15 protein-coding genes are annotated in these 20,031 nt (G+C 45.7%); all 15 read right to left on the minus strand.

The window, feature by feature from the left end:
• Positions 1-106: 106 nt before the first annotated feature.
• Positions 107-868, minus strand: coding sequence for a 3'(2'),5'-bisphosphate nucleotidase CysQ (cysQ, locus tag ACT3RU_RS14710; RefSeq protein ID WP_483392782.1), 762 nt, complete (start codon positions 866-868; stop codon positions 107-109).
• A 271-nt stretch (positions 869-1,139) separates the two neighbouring features.
• Positions 1,140-1,994, minus strand: coding sequence for a UTP--glucose-1-phosphate uridylyltransferase (locus tag ACT3RU_RS14715; protein ID WP_483392783.1), 855 nt, complete (start codon positions 1,992-1,994; stop codon positions 1,140-1,142).
• A 55-nt stretch (positions 1,995-2,049) separates the two neighbouring features.
• Entirely contained in the window at positions 2,050-3,621 is a 1,572-nt protein-coding gene (pgm, locus tag ACT3RU_RS14720) for a phosphoglucomutase (alpha-D-glucose-1,6-bisphosphate-dependent) (protein WP_483392784.1), read from the minus strand.
• A gap of 552 nt (positions 3,622-4,173) precedes the next feature.
• Positions 4,174-5,340 (minus strand): nucleotide sugar dehydrogenase, encoded by a 1,167-nt coding sequence (locus ACT3RU_RS14725; protein ID WP_483392785.1) that lies wholly within the window; start codon positions 5,338-5,340, stop codon positions 4,174-4,176.
• Between the two features lie 118 nt (positions 5,341-5,458).
• Entirely contained in the window at positions 5,459-6,796 is a 1,338-nt protein-coding gene (glmM, locus tag ACT3RU_RS14730) for a phosphoglucosamine mutase (protein WP_483392834.1), read from the minus strand.
• A 10-nt stretch (positions 6,797-6,806) separates the two neighbouring features.
• Positions 6,807-8,876: a capsule polysaccharide biogenesis protein gene (locus ACT3RU_RS14735; protein WP_483392786.1), complete on the minus strand. Its 2,070-nt coding sequence runs from the start codon at positions 8,874-8,876 to the stop codon at positions 6,807-6,809.
• Between the two features lie 68 nt (positions 8,877-8,944).
• On the minus strand, positions 8,945-10,786 hold the full coding sequence (glmS, locus tag ACT3RU_RS14740; protein ID WP_483392787.1) for a glutamine--fructose-6-phosphate transaminase (isomerizing): 1,842 nt from the start codon (positions 10,784-10,786) through the stop codon (positions 8,945-8,947).
• Between the two features lie 218 nt (positions 10,787-11,004).
• The gene (locus ACT3RU_RS14745) at positions 11,005-11,799 is read right to left on the minus strand and encodes a hypothetical protein (protein ID WP_483392788.1); all 795 of its coding nucleotides are present in this window, start codon (positions 11,797-11,799) and stop codon (positions 11,005-11,007) included.
• 110 nt (positions 11,800-11,909) lie between these two features.
• A complete protein-coding gene (locus tag ACT3RU_RS14750; RefSeq protein WP_483392789.1) occupies positions 11,910-13,121 on the minus strand; it encodes a DUF6716 putative glycosyltransferase in 1,212 nt (403 codons plus the stop codon).
• The gene (locus tag ACT3RU_RS14755) at positions 13,118-14,056 is read right to left on the minus strand and encodes a polysaccharide deacetylase family protein (protein ID WP_483392790.1); all 939 of its coding nucleotides are present in this window, start codon (positions 14,054-14,056) and stop codon (positions 13,118-13,120) included. Before ACT3RU_RS14755 ends, ACT3RU_RS14750 begins: the two co-directional genes overlap by 4 nt.
• 14 nt (positions 14,057-14,070) lie before the next feature.
• Complete coding sequence (locus tag ACT3RU_RS14760) at positions 14,071-15,270, minus strand: polysaccharide pyruvyl transferase family protein (protein ID WP_483392791.1); 1,200 nt, start codon at positions 15,268-15,270, stop codon at positions 14,071-14,073.
• Positions 15,260-16,291, minus strand: coding sequence for a GNAT family N-acetyltransferase (locus ACT3RU_RS14765; RefSeq protein WP_483392792.1), 1,032 nt, complete (start codon positions 16,289-16,291; stop codon positions 15,260-15,262). Before ACT3RU_RS14765 ends, ACT3RU_RS14760 begins: the two co-directional genes overlap by 11 nt.
• Entirely contained in the window at positions 16,278-17,927 is a 1,650-nt protein-coding gene (locus tag ACT3RU_RS14770; protein WP_483392793.1) for an HAD-IIIC family phosphatase, read from the minus strand. Before ACT3RU_RS14770 ends, ACT3RU_RS14765 begins: the two co-directional genes overlap by 14 nt.
• A 2-nt stretch (positions 17,928-17,929) precedes the next feature.
• Positions 17,930-18,247 carry a hypothetical protein gene (locus tag ACT3RU_RS14775; protein WP_483392794.1) on the minus strand — a complete coding sequence of 106 codons (318 nt, stop codon included), beginning with the start codon at positions 18,245-18,247 and terminating at the stop codon, positions 17,930-17,932.
• Positions 18,244-20,028 (minus strand): hypothetical protein, encoded by a 1,785-nt coding sequence (locus tag ACT3RU_RS14780; protein ID WP_483392795.1) that lies wholly within the window; start codon positions 20,026-20,028, stop codon positions 18,244-18,246. Before ACT3RU_RS14780 ends, ACT3RU_RS14775 begins: the two co-directional genes overlap by 4 nt.
• Positions 20,029-20,031 lie beyond the last annotated feature (3 nt).

Genomic DNA, 20,031 nt, shown 5'->3' on the forward strand with positions numbered 1-20,031 from the left:
ACCCCGGCAGCGCGGTGCGCTGCTTTGCGCCGGGCCGCCGCTGCGGGTGCGCTTCGCTTACACCGCACTACATATGCATCATTTACGCGGTGGTGGCATTTTTCCGTTAATGCCCCCAAACAACAAAATCCGGGTTGAGGGTTTCGTTGGGGTTGGCATAACAAAGCGGGGTGCCGTCCAGGGTCACTACCCGTCCACCCGCTTGTTCGACTACCGCTTGAGCGGCGGCGGTGTCCCATAGGCTGGTGGGGCCGAGGCGTGGATATACATCGGCACTGCCTTCGGCGATGATGCCAAATTTCAACGAACTGCCCATGGGCCTTGTCTCGTGAGGGCCTAGCTGCTTTAACCAATCTTCCAAATAGGGGCTGGCATGGGAACGGCTCCCCATTACGCGCCACGGGGTACCTTCTTTTGGCCTACCGGAAACATGAATAGCGACTCGCTGCCCATGCTTATCAATCTTAAACGCCCCCACGCCGCTGGCTGCGATATACGCCACGTTGAATACCGGTGCCAGCACAACACCCAATACAGGCTTGCCGTTCTCGATGAGAGCGATATTCACCGTGAACTCATCATTACGCTTTACAAACTCTTTCGTGCCATCCAACGGGTCCACCAGCCAATAGCGCCCGCTGGCATCCGGCCCGGTGAACGCCTCGCCCCCTTCTTCTGAAAGAACAGGGATCCCCTCTGGAAGCGCTTTCAGCTTGTCTAAAATAACCTGGTTTGCCGCGTTATCGGCGGCAGTGACGGGGCTGTTATCCGATTTAATCGCTACGTCGAACGGTTGAGCGTAAACACGTAAAATAGCATCGCCCGCCTCACGAGCAATCGCACATACCTCTGTTAACAATTCATTCATACCGCCCCCTTATCTGCTACATCGTTTTAACCCGCACCCTAGGCTTTGTACGAAAACTGCTTGCGCTCGACCATACGGCGTTAAAAATCAGCTCGTACGCGAGTCCGATCAAAATATCATTTACCCATGTAAACTCGCGCGCGAGCTCGGTCCGTTTTTTCGCTGATTTTTGCCTTGTCTGGCCTTCGCTCAGCGACTTTTCGTACAAACCCTAAAACGCAAAAGCCGCCAAACGTGGCGGCTTACGATGCAAACATATATGCGTGCTAACTTACAGGCTATAGCCCGCCTCACGGGCAAGCGTGTTATTCGCTTGCAGCCAGCCTTCGATATGGCCGCAATCGAAGGTGCGCCCTTGCATTCGGAACGCCTGGACCTGCTGGCCTTCCTGCATTAAGCGATCAATGGCATCCGTCAACTGAATTTCATTACCAGCGCCAGGCGGCTGGTCGCGTAAAAGCTCCATAATCCGATACGGCAGAATGTACCGGCCAATGACCGACAACCGTGAAGGCGCGTCTTCGGGCTTGGGTTTCTCGACCACGCCACGCATATCCGCGCTTTCACCGGCACTGGGCTCATCGCAGTCAACAATACCATAACGATAAACGTCTTCCTGGGGCACTGCTTCCACCATAATTTGTGCCGCATTACTGGCACCCCAAAGCTCCACCATACGACCCAAATCACAGGTATTACTACTTGGCTGGGGCTTTACCAACACATCCGGAAGGATAACCGCAAACGGCTCATCCTTACCCAGTAAATGCGCGGCGCAAAAGACCGCATGCCCCAAGCCCTTGGCATTTGCCTGGCGCACGCTGGTAATTTTAAGTTCTGGCGGGGCAATGGCTGCAAGCGTTGCCAACAATGCATCTTTCCCTTTACTGGCCAGTGCATCCTCAAGTTCAGCATGGACATCAAAATGGTCTTCAATCGCCGATTTACCTGAACGTGTCACCAGGATAATTTCATTAATGCCAGCTGCCAATGCTTCCTCTATGACGTGCTGAATTAAGGGGCGATCCACAACAGGCACCATTTCCTTGGGGATGGCCTTGCTAATAGGCAATAACCGCGTACCAAAACCGGCGACGGGGATAATCGCTTTGCGCACCTGGCTCATGACTTATTTCCTTATTTCATTTCGTAACGGGCGCCACCTGCTGGCGGGTAACGCGCTATAAAATAGCCGACAGCAATGCCTTGGCACTTTCAATCAACTCATCCAAATGCTCAGGGCCTTTGAAGCTTTCAGCATATACCTTGTAGAGCGATTCTGTGCCGCTGGGGCGTGCAGCGAACCAGCCGTTTTCGGTGGTCACCTTGATACCTCCAATGCTCGCCCCATTACCGGGCGCCGTCACCAGCACAGCGGTAATCGCCTCTCCTGCCAGTGTTTGTGCCGTCACGCTCTCACTGTTCAGCTTTTTGAAAGCCGCTTTTTCTTCAGGCGTACAAGCGGTATCGACGCGTTTATAGCAAGGCTCACCAAAGCGCTGAGTCAACTCGCGGTAGTAAACACTAGGCGTTTTTCCGGTAACGGCTAAGATCTCGGCTGCCAGCAAGCACAGCGCAATACCGTCTTTATCAGTTGACCACGCTGCTCCATCGCGGGTTAGCAAGCTGGCGCCAGCACTTTCTTCGCCACCAAAAGCCAACCACCCTTTATGTAGGCCATCGACAAACCACTTAAATCCAACCGGTACTTCATAAAGCTCACGATTATGCGACGCCACCACTCGGTCGATCATGGAAGATGATACCAGCGTCTTACCGATTTTTAGCGACGCCGCCCACTCAGGCCGATGCGTCATCAGGTAATCAATACACACCGCTAAAAAGTGGTTAGGGTTCATCAAGCCATTGGCATCCACAATACCGTGGCGGTCAGCATCCGGGTCGTTGCCAAAGGCGATGTCGAAGCGGTCTTTCATTGTTAACAGGTTCGCCATCGCCGCCGAACTTGAACAATCCATACGGGTTTTACCGTCATGGTCGGGCGGCATAAACGCAAAGGACGCATCCACCTGGGTATTGACCAACTCCAGTGTCAGCGCATAGTGCTTTGCAACCGCCTGCCATACGGGCAGCGCAGTGCCGCCCATCGGGTCGGCCCCCAGGCGCAGGTCTGCCCGCTGAATAGCCTGCATGTCGATAACGCTGTTCAGCCCTGCCACATAATGAGCGGTAAAATCGTACTCCTTTGCGTAGGCAAGTGCTTCTTCTAGAGAAACAAGCGGCACATCGTCCAATTCGCGCAGCAGGTACGCGTTGGCACGTAACTCAATCCACGATGTCACGTCGGTATCGGCCGGGCCGCCGTGGGCGGGGTTATACTTAATACCACCATCTTCAGGCGGATTATGCGACGGCGTAATAATCAAACCGTCGGCTAACGCTGCGTTGGACGCATTGTGTTGCAAAATGGCGTGGCTAACCAACGGCGTCGCGGTATAGCCGTGCCCTTTTTCAACCAATACGGGTACGTCGTTAGCGACCAATACCTGCAATGCACGCTCCCAAGCAGGCCTGGAAAGCGCGTGGGTATCGAAGCCTAGAAACAGCGGGCCTTGGTAGCCTGCTTCACGCCGAAAATCCACCACGGCTTGAGTAATAGCAGCAATATGAGCAGCGTTAAAGGTACGTTCACCTGCGCGGCCACGGTGGCCAGAGGTACCAAAGGTTACGCGTTCTTTGACAACATTGGCATCGGGAATTTCGTCAAAAAATGCATTTATGATCGCTTCCATACAAACATCTTCCTAATCAGCTTAATCGTTGCTCTGCCGAGCCAGCCAAAACATGACGGTCTGTTCCAAGTCACCCATATATTGTGAGGCGCCAGGACATGGTACCCAACACCAACCCCGGTAGCGCGGTGCGCTGCTTTGCGCCGGGCCGCCGCTGCGGGTGCGCTTCGCTTACACCGCACTACATGAACCACTCCGCATCGATATAGCAAATCGTAGCGCGCGGTAACACAGGCGAGGAACGAGCCTGCGGCACCCGCGAGAGGCGGTGCCAGAGCCGCCCGTACATGGGCACCCAACGTCAACCCCGGCAGCGCTGTGCGCTGCTTTTGCGGGTGCGCTTCGCTTACCGCGCACTACATGAACCATTTCGTATCGATATAGCACATCGTAGCGCGTGGTAACGCGGGCGAGGAACGAGACTGCGGCACCCGCGAGAGGCGGCGCCAGCCGCCCGGATGTGCCACCTTGGCCTACCCCGGCAGCGCTGCCGCCGCTGCGGGTGCGCTTCGCTTACCGCACTACGGTTGAACCACTCCGCATGATATATGCTTAATCGCTGCCAAACAGGTCGCGGGTATATACCTTGGCTTCCACATCCTGAAGCTCTGGCACCATGCGATTTGCTAAAATAATATCGCACTTCTCTTTAAACGCCGCTAAATCCCGCATAACGGTTGAACCGAAGAACCTATCTTCTTCTAATACCGGTTCATAAACGACCACTTCTATACCTTTCGCCTTAATGCGCTTCATCACGCCCTGCATGGCACTGGCGCGGAAGTTATCCGACCCTGTTTTCATAATCAGACGATACACGCCAACCACAGAAGGGTTACGACGCAGTACCGACTCTGCAATAAAATCCTTGCGCGTACGGTTGGCATCTACAATCGCCTGAACCATGTTACTCGGCACATCGGCGTAGTTCGCTAGCAGTTGCTTGGTATCCTTGGGCAGGCAGTAACCGCCGTAGCCAAAGCTTGGATTGTTGTAGTGGGTGCCAATACGTGGGTCCAAGCCAACGCCCTGAATAATCTGCTTGGTATTCAGGCCTTGGGATTCTGCGTAGCTGTCCAGCTCATTAAAGTACGCTACCCGCATGGCGAGGTAGGTATTAGCAAACAACTTGATTGCTTCGGCTTCGGTGCTGTTGGTCAGCAGCACTTCAATATGTTCAGCCGCTGCCCCCTGCTTTAAAAGCGCAGCAAAGGTTTCACCACGCTCGGAGCACTCGCCCACAATAATGCGGGAGGGATGCAAGTTGTCATAAAGCGCTTTGCCTTCGCGCAAAAACTCTGGCGAAAAAATAAGGTTTTGGGTATTAAAGCGCGCCGATGCCCCCTTGGTGTAACCCACGGGCACCGTGGACTTAATCACCATAACCGCCTGGGGGTTAATACGCATCACCTGCTCAATCACCGCTTCAACACTTTGCGTATTAAAATAATGGGTTTGCGGGTCGTAATCGGTAGGGGTAGCGATAATGACAAATTGCGCATCCGCATAGGCCTGCTCGGCATCCAGCGTGGCTGAAAAACGCAGATCGTCACGTTTCAAGAACGCTGTTATTTCAGCGTCTTCAATCGGAGAGTGGCGATTATTCAGCAACTCAACCTTTTCAGGCACAATATCCACCGCGACCACGTCGTGGTGCTGCGCCAACAGCATGGCATTGGAAAGCCCCACATAGCCCGTACCGGCAACAGCAATTTTCATTATCATCGATTCCTAAAGCTGAGCTTAAAAAACTAAAAAAGCCAGCTTCGTCGGCTGGCTTTTAAACACCCATAAACAAACCAACAACGCAGGCATTAATAACAACATTATGACAATACTATGCTAGCGATGCAGCAATGGCTTCAGCTGCCTTTTGTGCTTTGGTAGTGTCTACAGCTTCAACCATTACACGAATCAACGGCTCAGTACCTGATTTACGCAACAGCACTCGGCCACTCTCGCCAAGCTCGGTCTCCACGTTAGCAACTACCGTTTTCACTTGCTCGCTTTCTAATGGGTCAATACCCGCCGCAGCAGCATAGCGCACATTAATGAGTGTTTGGGGCAGTTTCTGCATACCCTGCTTTGCCTCGATCAACGATACATTCTGTTGTAGCAAGCAGGTAAGTACGCGAAGCGAGGCAATAATCGCATCACCGGTTGAAGCGTGATCCAAGCTAAGCAAGTGGCCCGAACTTTCGCCGCCCAAGCGCCATCCAGTAACTTTTAGCTGCTCCATTACATAACGGTCGCCCACCCTCGCACGCTTGAACGGCACCCCCAAAGAGGCAAGCGCCAGCTCTAACCCAAGGTTACTCATTTGAGTACCCACTACACCGCCCGTATAGCCCGATGCCTTGGAATCTTTCGCCAACAGAAACAGCAGCTCATCACCATCGACAACCGTACCTGTGTGGTCCACCATCATCAGGCGGTCGGCATCTCCATCCAAGGCAATTCCCATATCAGCACCGTGATGAAGTACCGCTGCCTGAAGGCTTTCCATTGCGGTAGCACCGCAGCCCGCGTTTATGTTAACGCCGTTGGGCTGGTCATGAATACTCACCACCGTCGCCCCCAGCTCACGATAAACTGCTGGGGCGACTTTGTAGGCAGCGCCGTTCGCGCTATCCACCACTACTTTCAGGCCGCTTAAGCTCAAACTGCTGGGCAGGTTCGCTTTGCAGTATTCGATATAGCGCCCAGCCGCATCGTCTACTCGGCGGGCTTTACCCAACTGCTCCGAGCCCACACACGTCATGCCATCTTCAATGGCGGTATGCAGCAGGCGCTCGATCTCTTGCTCTTGCACGTCAGAGAGTTTTAAACCGCCCTGCCCAAAAATCTTAATGCCGTTATCGTGAAACGGGTTATGGGAGGCACTAATCACCACCCCAGCGTCCGCACGAAAAGTGGACGTTAGATAAGCCACTGCGGGAGTGGGCAGCGGCCCCACCAATGCCACATTCACACCAGCGGCTGAAAAGCCCGCCTCTAGTGCCGACTCCAACATATAGCCACTCGCGCGAGTATCTTTACCGATGATGACTTCTTTAATGCCTTCTTCGCCCAGCACTCGCCCTGCGGCCCAGCCAAGCCTCATGGCGAAATCTGGCGTCATGGGGAACTCACCGACTCGACCACGAACACCATCTGTACCAAAATATTTTCGCATCATCACTTACCTATATTTTGTAAGAATTAAAGCGCGTTTGTTTGATTGCTCTCCTTTTAATTAACTGCTTCTTAAAAAAGCTTACCTTGTTTTCCAACTTTACATTAGAGGACTCTATTTCGTTACGCTTATGAACAATCTGACGAATAACAGATTCGCACGTTGTAAACCCTTTTAAAGCCGGGTCCCAGTAACGAGGATAACGCAATAAAACGCCGACCATTAGCTCACTAAGAGTCAAATCTTTTATACGCCTCTTTAACGCTTGACTGTTTATCGCTCGATCTTCAGTCAGCCCCCATCCAGCATAAAAAGGCTCACCGTACGTTACCACTTTTTTATCTCTAAGCAGTGCATCAAACCCTACCAAAGATGTCATTGTATGAACGATATCACAATACTCAATACAGCTAATTACTGAGCAACTTGTTTCAACAACATCTGCATAATGCGTAATTCTATCAACTGCCCCCGCTCTGTTTGCAAAAACGACATCGGGATGAGGCTTATAAACGATGAGTGCTTGTGGGTGAGACTGCCTGGCTGCTTTCAAGAGTGCCTCATTAGAACTAATAGTTTTAGATCCATAGCGGATGGATGCATCATCCTCCACTTGGCCTGGCACGAGAACTACTTCTTTTCCGTTATCAGCCCAATGAGGTATAGATTTAGGCTCAATATTATACTTTGTAATGCCCTGGCGAATGATAATTTCACGAATCCGACGAGCACGCTGCAATTCTTCGGAAGTGCACTCTAATGAAGCCAAAAGCAGCTCCAGTCTTGATGGCGTAGAGGGATCAAAATAAATGCCATTGTCATCAATTACCAGGGACAGAGGAGCAACCATATTGGCGCCTAAGCCTACCGATCGAATAAAACCATCTTCCATACGCCAATGCCTAGCGCCAGAGCGGGATACGATAGACTGAATTTCAGAAGACATATCCCTCCCCCATACCAGCACCTGGTCATTATTACTAATATTTAGTTTATTTAGTTCATGAGCTGACCTAGCAAATATTAGCTGCTCAGGATTTAAAGAGAGTAGCGGTGCAAGATTAGCAGCTTTCCACTTACGCAAGCCCACCGCAATACGCCTCCCTGGCAATGTTGCCTCTTGCTCTTTTTGCAAAATCAGCCAATTAACAACATCAACTATATTACCGGCTTTGTGAGTAAACGGGTTCAAGTATTTTGTGTAGTGAATATAAGCAGCTGCAAATAATTCTTTAACAGAGCGGTGATTAGTCCTTCTTGCACAATGCTGGCGGTCATCCGTCACGCCCCAGCCCGCATACCAAGGCATACCAAAAACGGTTACGGGCTTGTTGAGCATTAACGCCTCAAACCCCATCGTAGATGTTACAACATATACTTTTACTACATATCGTAACAAACTCACTGGGTTGCATGGTGTAGTGATTTTCACGACTCTAGGATGGTCCGGAAAATCACTTAGATAACCACGCTTCTGGCCGCTTGAAACTTCTGGGTGCGTTTTGATATAAATTACTGATTCAGGATTTTCATCTAACGCCACCTTAACCATTTTCTGAAAATCTGCAACACTAGCCCCACCTTTAGAAACACTAAGGTCTCCGTAAGTCTGGTCTATTACTAACACACCATCTTTTTGCGATTTACCTAAAACATTTTCATCTATATCAGGGACGTAATTGTATTTACTTATTTTGTTTTTTTTAATCAACTGCATAACATGATTAACATTGACATTAATATTATGAAGCACGTTTTGAGGAGATTCCAGAAGATCCTCTAAATCAGATGGCCGTGTCGCATCATAATATATGCCTACCTTATCGACGATTAATGACAACCCAACTGCCTTGGCACCAGGTAAGTAAGAGCGTATAAAACCATCTTCTAAATGCCAGCACTCAACCGAATACTCACTTGCCAACCTTTCAGCGCGCAGGCCACTCGCTTTCACTCCCCATCCCAGAATAGCTTTAGGCTGTTTAAGATATTTTTTTGTTTTTTGATAATAGATAACATCATCAACCAGTAGCTGCGTTGTAATAGAAGATGCAATGGGGCGAGAAGTAGCAATATACAAAACAGTATTCCAAAAAAGCCAGCCTTACGGCTGGCATGTATGTTGGTTAGATAGCGTTAAGATCAAACCTACTCTACAGTTACACTCTTCGCCAAGTTACGGGGTTTATCAACATCCGTACCTTTTACCAGCGCCACATGATAAGAAAGCAGTTGCAGTGCTACCACATGCAACACCGGCGAAAGCAACCCGTAATGCTCAGGCATCAACAGTACGTTCACACCCTCAGACGACTTCACCGCGCTGCCACCATCGGCAAATACATAAAGCTGACCACCACGGGCGCTCACTTCCTGCATGTTGGCTTTCAACTTCTCTAACATTTCATCGTTGGGAGCAACCACCACCACAGGCATTTCGGAATCGACCAGAGCCAACGGGCCGTGCTTCAGCTCACCCGCTGGGTAGGCTTCCGCATGAATGTAAGAAATCTCTTTGAGCTTCAGCGCCCCTTCCAAGGCAATGGGGTAATGCCGACCACGGCCCAAAAACAGCGCATGGTGCTTATTGGCAAAATGCTGTGACCACGCCTCAATGCTGGGCTCTAACGCCAGCACTTTATCAACGGCAATGGGTAAGTGACGAAGCTCGTCTAAATACGCCTTTTCATCGTCATCACTCAAGCGCTGGTTCGCCTTGGCAAGCAGCAGCGTGAACAAGAACAGCGCGCTGAGCTGAGTAGTGAATGCCTTGGTAGAGGCCACGCCAATTTCTGGGCCTGCGCAGGTAATGAAGCGCAGCGCAGTTTCACGCACGATGGCAGATTCCGGCACGTTACAGATCGCTAGGGTGAAGGTATGCCCCTGCGCCTTTGCGTGGTGCAGCGCCGCCAGGGTATCTGCGGTTTCACCAGACTGAGAAATAACCACTACTAGCTGCTTTGGGTTGGGCACGCTATGGCGATAGCGGTACTCGCTGGCAATTTCTACGTTGCAAGGAATCCCCGCCACCTGCTCAATCCAGTGCTTTGCCGTCATGCCTGCGTAGCTAGAGGTACCACACGCCAGAATCAGCACAGACTCCACCTGCTGGAAAATCTCAGCGGCTTCCGCACCAAAAATGCCGGGCTGCAACTGCCCTACCCCACTAATCATTTCCAGCGTGTTGCTAAGCGCCTGGGGCTGCTCGAAGATTTCCTTCTGCATGTAGTGGCTGTAATCGCCCAACTCGACCGCATTGGCGTTCAAGCTAGAGGTGACAATGGCACGTTCGACCATCTGGCCAATACCATCGACCACGACTGCCGCATCGCGGCTCAAACGGGCTACATCCCCGTTTTCCAAGTACATCATACGTTTGGTAACGGAGAGCAGTGCCGAGGCATCAGATGCCGCATAGTAGCCATCTTCTGCAACGCCCAGCATCAGTGGAGAGCCTTCACGGGCAACGATCAAGCATTCCGGCTCTTCCTCACTAATGACCGCTAACGCAAACGCCCCCTTCAAATGGGCAACGGCACACTGCACGGCAGAAAATAAATTTTCGGCGGGTTCGCCCATTTGGCCTTTAAAACAGGCTTGAATCAGGTGAGCAATGGTTTCTGTATCGGTATCCGAGGTGAACACATACCCCATGCCTTGAAGCTGCTCACGCAGAGACTCGTAGTTTTCGATAATGCCGTTATGCACCACCGCCAAACCAGAGGAAATGTGCGGATGAGCATTGCGCTCGGCGGGAACGCCATGGGTAGCCCAACGCGTGTGGGCGATACCTACATGCCCATTAATACCGGCTTGCGCCACTTTGTTGGCAAGCTCCGCCACGCGCCCTTTAGCACGGGCGCGCTGCAACCCATTATTGAGTACCGCCAAGCCTGCTGAATCGTAGCCGCGATACTCCAGGGTGGATAACCCCGCGAGTAGAAAATCGGAGATTTCCTTTGCGCTTATCGCGCCAACAATTCCACACATTGTATACCTATTTATTCAAGGATAAAGGCTTATAAAAAATAACGAACATAAAGTTTCCTGCCACTTTTTCAAAAAAGGTTCCGTACCAATGAAGATTAAAAAACTGGACCAAAAGACGCAAACTACTACCCCAAATATCAACATATAGAAAACATTAATAAAAACCAAGCGAGATAATACACTTGCATTGCACAGCTCACTGCTCTTAGACAAAAAACTTATCTATACGCTTTCACGCTCCACTCTTTATCAAATCTAGCCATCTCTTCAACAAATTTTTGTGTATCAAAAACTATGGAATAAAGATCAAACTTATAACTCTTATCATTTTGCATTCCCTCAAAATACGCATAAACATCTTTACGCAACTCCATAACTTGCCCTTCAAAAACCTCCAACTTCAACCCTGGTAAAAGAGGCTTCCAAAAAGGAAATAAAATACCATGCACACGGACATTAAGGGGAACAGTTGTTACATTTGATAGCACTTGCATTCGCTGAGCCATCACAGGTTCAGCGCCTCTGCTAGGCGCAGGATAAAGCAAATAAGCCTCAATATTAGTTTTATCAATTAACTCTAAAGCGTCAGCGTGAATCAATGCTTTTTTATTATCAATATTATTTTCCCATATTTTAACAAGAGAAGGTGGTGCAACATCAACCAACCCATTATCTTCAAAAAAGTTTTTATCTAGTTTTGTATATGCAGAAAAAGCGAATATTTTAAAGGTAATCTCGGGGAACAATACTGACAGCTTGCTGGCAAATATAAAGCTGCCAGTATTCGACTTACTAGTCCCAACGAAATTAACTTCATTCGGCGTAAGCACATCTATAACTTTTACTATTTCTTCTACCCTCTCATCAATATAATCCAAATACCAATCACCGGTCATTTGTATATTATTTCTCCTAAACCCTCCACAAATATACTTACTAAAGCCAAGCAATACAGTTACAGTTTTGTCACTTGAATCTATAAGATTAAAAACAGTAGGCTTTTCTTTTTTCACTTTACGTCCCCCGTCACTCAATACTTGCAAAAATATAAACAGTCACTACTCTAACGCAGGCTTACAAATCGACATCTATAGAGGATAAGCTCAGTCGAAAACTTCTTTTTCTATTTTATTCTATAAATACGTTTATTAATATTCTTAACAGTACGAATCAAACTAGATATCTCAGGAAAGGGGAATCTGGCATTTTTCAAACAAAATTTAAAAAAAACCCATAGCAGACGGTAATTAAAAATATGAATGCGAAAGATCCCTGTTCTAGGTTTACTTGAAAGTTCGGTTTTATTCAAAAGAGAGTACAGTACAATAGGGCAGGGCGACTGAACAAATTGCAGGTACCAAGAGTTAATCTCAAACTTCAAATTGACAATTTTTTTCAAACGCGCCATGTAACCAGAATATTGAAACAGATCATTACCCCAGCTTTTCTTTACACCTAAGTCACGGATAAAAAGTGTTCTCTTACCCCAAGCCAAGCTACTATAAGCTACTGAAGATGATATGGTTGCCACACGATGAGAACGCCCTACTAACTCATCAATGTCACCCAGTACAAATTCCAGCGGGTTATCGCCAGCCGTTAAATGCTGACTAATTTCTTCCAGACAAAATTCCAAACAATGGGAGCTAGCTTGCCCTTTACGAGCACGTAAAGCGACAACGACTCTCCAACCTGGATGCTGGTGTGCCAGTGCGATCAAACACTTTACTAATCGGGTACGATCATAAAAAGTATTCGGAACTATGGACTGTTCGACAAACAATAGATCAATATCACAACTCTTGTTTGGCATAGGCGGCAGAGAAATCCAAGGCGCACCAAACAGCAATCCATTATCTTGACCCGTTGTGGCTAGTGCTAGCTGTTGATAAAGGTGATAATCTCGCTTGCAATTAAGTAAGACAAAATCACAATTTAATCGACTAGCAAGTGATTCAAAAATGCGCAGATGCAGCACACCGGGGAAATAACCTATAATTCTTGGTAGGGCCTTATCCTTAGGAGCCTCTCCCCTCTCCCCTTTCAACTTATAAATAAGTCGATTAAGGTCACTTCCTCCCATCCCTGCAAAGATCAGATCCGCCTGCTGTAGAATTTTATTTTGCTCAGCCAGACTATTATCCAATGAATCCATATCCAAAAAAACCAGATTCTTGTCTAAGAGTCGCCTAGAGGTAGTAAACCAACTAACCTGCACCTTACCCTGCTCTTCCAGCAATGCGCAAATGTTACGCGCCCCTTTAAGGTATGCATCATGAGCAGAAATAAAGACCACTTGAAGCGGTTGCAACTGATTTATTAAATTCAGCTTCATTTAGCAATATGCGCCTTACCATGCGGAAATTCATTACAGTCATAACGTGGAAGACAAAGCGGTCTCTGCTTTATATCTATAGGGGTAATATCTGAAGAGTCAACACAAAACCCATAAGTAATACCTTGAAGCTGTAACTCAGAGAGTACCTGCTCATTCCATGAATCAGGCCCCCCGTAGGGATAGCAAAAAGTATTTGATGGCTTTTCAAGTACAGTATTTAGTGACTGGACGGAGCCTGTCACTTCACGAGTGAGGGCTCCTTTACTGAACTTTGTTAGCAAGTTATGACTCTTTCCATGGGCACCGAAGGTAAAACCTTCATCTACCATTTCACGAATCTGAGCAGCATTCATATAAAAATCTTGTGCTATCTCGCTTTCATTACCTACAAACTCTTGAAAAAGTTTTTTCAGAACTATATCTTTGCACTCAGGCTTGAGAGCATAATTGACCACTTTTTTCACACGTAAAGAATGATCATCCATCGATTGCATGGAGTAGGGTGAAACTTTGAGTTGTTCAAAAAAACCATCGATAAGTAGGCTGTCATCTAAAAGCTTCTCTAGTGCATTCAGTACTCTTGAGCCACCAAATCGGCCAAGTAAATAATGAACTCGGTGAACATTTAATAACTCTTGCGCCTGCAAAGAGGCACTTGAAACATAAAAAATCCCCCATATATCACGCTCTAACAGAATCGGGCGTACATAACGATAGTGGTCAATCAATCCATCATCAAAAGTCAAAATTACGCCTTCTGGAAGAGCATTTTCTGGCCTCTCTAACGCCTCTTGCCAATGAGATTGCTTTATAAAACCGTATTCATATTCAAAAAAGTCAAGCTGACGCTGAAAATTATCTAAGTGTAGATAGAAAAGGTGCGGCTGCAAAACATCTGTTGGCCGTATGTAGTGATACATTATAGATTTCATAACTCACCTTACACTTATTGAAAAGAAGAAAGAAGCTGGGCCTTATTGGCTTTAGTTACATCCCATAATCTTTCTTTACTTTCTCGTATATTGCAAATAAGCTTATCCTCGTATTTTATAAAGTAACTAAGACGATCAATCATCCCATCAACCACAGCATCCATCGCCGTAGGGTTATAGCTATGTGGCGCAAGATAAATTGGATTATTAAAATAGTCTGTAGGCATAGGCTTGCGTACATCATTTCCAGTTAAAAACAGCGAAGGCGTTTCATAAGCCATAAATGGAAGAAATGAATGTAACCTAGCCCCAAATGCAAACCGGTAGCCAGAAAAACGACTAAAAATGCAGTCTATACTTTCCCACTCTTCCTGTATTCTCGCCGACGATGTAGTTTTATCTTTAAATAAAGAGCTAAAGATAAAACTTTTTAACTCCTCACTAACATCAACATAGTCAAATATGTCAAAAACATATTCATTTATATCCTGTGTATGATTGGGCGAGAACTCACACTCTAAGCCGCATGACCGAGCATAGCTAACAAACCTGCGTATTGGATGCTTTTTATAATTTTCAGCTGTAAGACCGTTCATAAAAGGGAAATTAACAGCTACTTTATTGGTTTTTTTCTTTGCTGACTTTGCCATAGAGTCAATAAAAATAGAAGGGCATGGCTGAAAGATCAGTTTCTCAGCATCTTTGGAGGCACACATAGTTTGCAATCGCTGCCTATCATAATTACCGCGAACATATACACCACTCGAGATTGCAAACAAGTCTGCAATTATTCCTTCACTTACTCTAGAGAAAGGCTTCTGATTTTTTTTTGCTCCTAACGGGGTATTAGTGCCTGTACCAAAAAAAGCTAAGTTTTTTCCCTTCTCCTTCCAATCTTGAACACGCTTGGAAGTGAGGTGTCGAATCAACCACTCATCCGGATGCTTTTCAGGTGTATAAGATCCAGACAAAATACCACCTGGACCAACAAGTATATTGTCCTGTACGTTATCTAACTTATCTGCTCTAATATGATGGTACTTAAAGTTAATTTCACCCTCAAAAAGCTTTTCTATTGCTTTATGGATAAGAACATCGCCAGCATTAGAGCAGGGGCCATATACTAAAAGGCTTGCTTCTATTTTTTCTTTAATAGGAACCTGATTAGTTGATTCGTGCTTTCCAGCAATAGATCTCTTAACTCTACTTAACATAATTAATCCTTAGGCTTTTGGGCAATGATGTATTAGGTCGTTCTTGGTCTCCATCTGCTTTGAATACTGGACCATCAAATCCATTTTCCATAGCACATTGAAGATCAATGTTCTGAGCCACAAAAGGTTCAAAATAATTTGGAACAACTACATCACTTAAACAAGAGTTACGATTAATAAAACCACTTTTCTGTAGCTGCTCACTTAGCTCGCTATATACGTAAAAATCCATATACTCAATCTCTTGTCGCTGCAGGTAATCCTCAAACCAAGCTAGAGACTGGCCTAACAGTAATAACGAACCGTATACATCAACTAATCGTAAAGCATATCCTCCATTCGCGTTCATTATGCGACCGATCGCATAGCTGATCTGGCCGTCACACTCAATGCGAAATAGCTGATAACAAGTAAACGGATTATGTACATACCGATTAATAAAGTACTCTACTCTACGCCCTCGACTATCTTTGATATTTTTAGCGTCTGCGTGCAACTGCTGCTCATCACTACCGGTCAGCTTCACGCTACCGCTAAATGGATGACAACAATATAAAGGCAAGCAACCTCTCAATAGTTGGTAAGAATTCAAATAACGGTTATAAATAAATAATTGATCTAAAGTCTTTACTTGGTATCGTAGCAAACTATAAATTTTACTCGCGGCTTCACTCAACCCCAATACCGCAATTGATCGTTGGGGATAACGCTTTTTTAGTTCCAAAATTAGACGGAGTCCAAGCCCTGGCGCACGAACATCCTCACGCACTTTCCAGAGTGCTAGCCAAACCTCAGAATACTCGGGTGTTGATTGATAAAATCTATCAGTATCAATATAGCCCAAAACACCTATAATATCGCCATCTCTTTTAGCCAGTAAGAAATTAGCCCCTTGCTGAGTTCCATAATACCAATCCAAGACATCTTTTTCTCTAGATAAAATATGTCCTTTCCGCCAGTGTTGGTCGATAAATTTCATCAACGCTGGCAACTCATCACGATTACACTCAGCGATCTGCATAACGAAGATCAATCACTTCAAAAAAATCAAGGCTAAACTGATAAGATGCTGCACTAGCAACACCATTAAAGTTGTCATCAGTAATAATGTTTTCCCGCTTCATAAACTCGTAAACTGGTCGATTTTTAGCGGTTTTCTCATAGCAGACTTCGAGCTGATCTATACCTATTGATTGGGCATAGCGAACAGCACAATCCAGCATTGCGCGCTCAACATCACGCCCCATAACTCGGCAACTAAGAATAAAGTCTGCTAATTCAGCTCTGCTTTCACTAAGACTCAATCCTACTAAACCAGTCAGCCCCATATCGCCAAAGCGGTCTGCAACCCGGAAAGCAAACATCTGATTGCCAGCTTTAAGCCAGCGCTCTAATTCACCTTGGGTTAGGCGACGGGTGCGTAAATTGAACTGGTTTGTTTTATTTAGCAACTGGACTACACGAGAAATATTATTAGCATATACATTTTCAATTGTTAGTTTCATCTCCAATGAAGCTAGCCATTCGCTTTTATCGGTAATATTGGCCTTTAGGACGCTACGCTGCTTTTCTTGCAAGAACATCTTAGTTTTCTGGCGATCTTCAGTTGACAGACTAGCCACTGAAAAGCATGTCAATTTCCGCAGAGCGGTAACGTATTCACATGGATCTTCTGGCCATTCTGGAACAAATACCTCTGGCAGTGCTTCAGCAATACGTCCACGCTCAACTGGGTTGTCATCAATAAATACAACCGAATGAAGCCCTATGTTTAAATCGTTAGCAATAGCCAAAATATTTGCTGCTTTGTCTTCCCAATTGATATGCCATGCGGAAAAATCCTCCAGTTTCAGCTGCATCTCTGGATGAGATCGGATAGCTTCCAAAGCATTATCTTCGTAGTTCTTGCTGGCTATAGCGAGTGCGATACCACGATTTTTCAGCGCTCTAATCTCCTTTTGGAATTGAGCAAAAGCCTCGCCTATAGCACCTGGAGCACCTAATTTTAGATTTTCGAGTCCATCATCACCTAAGATCCCCCCCCAAAGGGTATTATCTAGGTCTAATACCAGTAGCTTTCGGCTACGACCATTAATTGCTTCAATAGCAGCTATTAAGTCTTCAGCAACGGTACGGAAAACTTTTTGGTTAAATGGTATCTTGCCAGCATGGTATAACTTACCATTATAAAAGCCATCACTCTGGAACCAGCGGTTTTGATCCAAGCACCAAGCATTTCCCAATGTCGATAATGCTTTGTAAAGTTTCAGATTTAGCTCAGCCAATAAAAAACCGGGGTTGCCTTCAGACAGATTACTCAAACCGCTGCCTTGCATATAGGCGGGTAGTACAAAATTCGCAACCAACAGACCTTTACATCTACCAGACAATTGAGTTATTAAAGCAACATAGTTATTTAAGTCGTCATCTAATTGCGCCCGGTCAAAAGGTTCAAAATTTAACGCTGCGCCATAACTCTGAGACCAGCTAGAAAAATCAAGCCATAAAAACACTAAATCGTCGTATCCCTGCTCAATGCAAGTATATATCGACTGCATAAACTGTCCATAGGGTTGCTGTTCTACATATATCGAGGAATTCAAGTTAGTAACGATTCGCTCTAACCCCGTAGAGTTAAAATCAGTAATAATTTTCACTTTCAAGGCTCCCCATTAATATCTGGATAGCTTTCAATTAAAAGATCTGAAAATTTCCGTAGATCCATATCTGAAACACTTTCTAAATCTAAGGCAGAAAACCACTCTACTAAGGAGTGTCCGCCTAGCACATCTGTGCCTAAGCTTTGCTCTAGCTCAACTAGTAATAACAAAATAGCAAAGGAGTCAAACACACTCTCACTACCCAACAACTTTAGCTGAGGGGTAATCATATTACTTTCTAAACCTTCCACTTGCATGGCGATATTGCTTGTCGCTTCAGTTACTTGCTGTAGAGCACGGTTTTGTAATTTTGTCATAGAATTTCACCATTAGCTTTTATATCAATTAAAATGCGTAGCGCCTTCTCTAATTGAGTGTTATCTACTATTTTCATTTGGGACTCACCAACTGTAGCCAATGCGCTTTCTAGAATATTTTCAAATGCCTCAGGGCTATCTATATGAAACACCATTCCCAGCTCAATAAAGTCACTGTAATTAAGAAATCCTTGGTACCCACAAACCACACTAGGCACACCAAAATAATCAGCTTCAATAACCGTTGTTGAGCATTCAGTCATGTGAATATCCGCAACCCTAGCTAAAGCCATAAAGCTGATATTATCAATTTCTCTACTATATGTAGCCTTACCTTTCAGTGAAGAAAGATCGATACTCTGGTGCTTAGGATGACGCTTAATAATCCACTCTATACGATCTGATGTATCAAGAATAATTTTTTCAAAGAGAAAAGGAAGGGAGATCTGATCCTGTAAAGTCAGCACACCAACTTTTTTGTTTTTTTCGGTACTAGAGGGCTCCCCAACTTCACGAACACCAGAAGCACCCTCATGCATCTCTTCTACGAAGCTCGTGGTACTATTTTTTTTATTTATAATATGCTTTTGTAATCTCGATAACGAAGCTGGTAATACCTCGTCCATGAGATCTTTCTGTCGCTCCAACCAAGGAAAACCTCCAATTAAAGGCTCTATACCACACACTTCTGGATCATCACCAAAGTTTTCACGTATCTTATTAGCATCATAATCTCCCCATACCCAAAAAACATCTGGAAGTAGCTCATAACCTTGCCTAGGTATTGCCTGCCAGCGATTATACACAGGACTCCAACCAGCCTGCACACCATGTTGCAAATCTACAGTTTTAATACCAAGTTTTTTTGCCGCACAAACTAATGCATAATGATAGTCAAAACCTACAAAAAAAATTACTTTAGGATTGTAGCACTTTAACAACTGCAGGTAGAAGTCACGCTGATGAAAAAACCACTCTACACATTCATTATAACTTCTTTCATCGAATTTTGCTTCAGGTAAATATTTCTGAACATGCACAAGAAAATCTTTCGGCCTATCTGTCAACGGAGCATAACCGACCTTGCGAAGCATGGGAGGTAACACTACATCTACATCGTGTACACGATGTGATGTAATATCACCAATTGATTTAACTACTTCAACTTTTTTAGCTCGACCTAATGTGCGTGCTACCTCAAAAACTGGATCGGTAATGCGATTGTATATATATCCATTAATACGTGTTTGCTCAGTACCACGAAGATTAGTAAAAAATAAAAAATCGCAATTTTCTTCTGGCAATGTTTCCAATGTTTTTATGGGTAACTTTCTTGAATAATGCTCCTGCCATTCGCGAGAAATATAAAGTTTGCATGTATTAATCTCGGATGCATTTTTCCCCTTATAGGAAGCCTGACAACGAACCCATAATATATGACGAAAGAGAGGCCACATTAATAGCCCCGGAGCAGCAGCTCCTCCCTGCAAACTATTAACTGGAAAATTAACCTCAAAATCTAATAGCTTGTTAGCTAATTGTAAATCCTCACTTCTATTTTTAGATAAACTCTTAGCCTGGTTACTTTTCCTGGAAGCTACTTCTTTAGAATCTTTCTTTTGTTTTTTGGACTGCTGCTCATCCTTATACTCACTAGCAATAAGCCCAAAGCGTCTCTGCTCCTCTAGACTCATTTGGTCAACTTTTCGCACAGCTGCTTTTTTTTTAGCATCTTGAAAAAACATGCGAGGCGAATACAAAAATTTAGTGAATTTGCTCACTCG

The organism is Halomonas sp. TP35, from assembly GCF_052375975.1.
In the GTDB taxonomy this organism is placed as follows: domain Bacteria; phylum Pseudomonadota; class Gammaproteobacteria; order Pseudomonadales; family Halomonadaceae; genus Vreelandella; species Vreelandella citrativorans.

What these genes read in the sequence shown, in the direction of transcription:
- cysQ (WP_483392782.1), bottom strand. Translation starts at nt 868, where the DNA reads ATGAATGAATTGTTAACAGAGGTATGTGCGATTGCTCGTGAGGCGGGC.
- ACT3RU_RS14715 (WP_483392783.1), bottom strand. Translation starts at nt 1,994, where the DNA reads ATGAGCCAGGTGCGCAAAGCGATTATCCCCGTCGCCGGTTTTGGTACG.
- pgm (WP_483392784.1), bottom strand. Translation starts at nt 3,621, where the DNA reads ATGGAAGCGATCATAAATGCATTTTTTGACGAAATTCCCGATGCCAAT.
- ACT3RU_RS14725 (WP_483392785.1), bottom strand. Translation starts at nt 5,340, where the DNA reads ATGAAAATTGCTGTTGCCGGTACGGGCTATGTGGGGCTTTCCAATGCC.
- glmM (WP_483392834.1), bottom strand. Translation starts at nt 6,796, where the DNA reads ATGCGAAAATATTTTGGTACAGATGGTGTTCGTGGTCGAGTCGGTGAG.
- glmS (WP_483392787.1), bottom strand. Translation starts at nt 10,786, where the DNA reads ATGTGTGGAATTGTTGGCGCGATAAGCGCAAAGGAAATCTCCGATTTT.
- ACT3RU_RS14750 (WP_483392789.1), bottom strand. Translation starts at nt 13,121, where the DNA reads ATGAAGCTGAATTTAATAAATCAGTTGCAACCGCTTCAAGTGGTCTTT.
- ACT3RU_RS14755 (WP_483392790.1), bottom strand. Translation starts at nt 14,056, where the DNA reads ATGAAATCTATAATGTATCACTACATACGGCCAACAGATGTTTTGCAG.
- ACT3RU_RS14760 (WP_483392791.1), bottom strand. Translation starts at nt 15,270, where the DNA reads ATGTTAAGTAGAGTTAAGAGATCTATTGCTGGAAAGCACGAATCAACT.
- ACT3RU_RS14765 (WP_483392792.1), bottom strand. Translation starts at nt 16,291, where the DNA reads ATGCAGATCGCTGAGTGTAATCGTGATGAGTTGCCAGCGTTGATGAAA.
- ACT3RU_RS14775 (WP_483392794.1), bottom strand. Translation starts at nt 18,247, where the DNA reads ATGACAAAATTACAAAACCGTGCTCTACAGCAAGTAACTGAAGCGACA.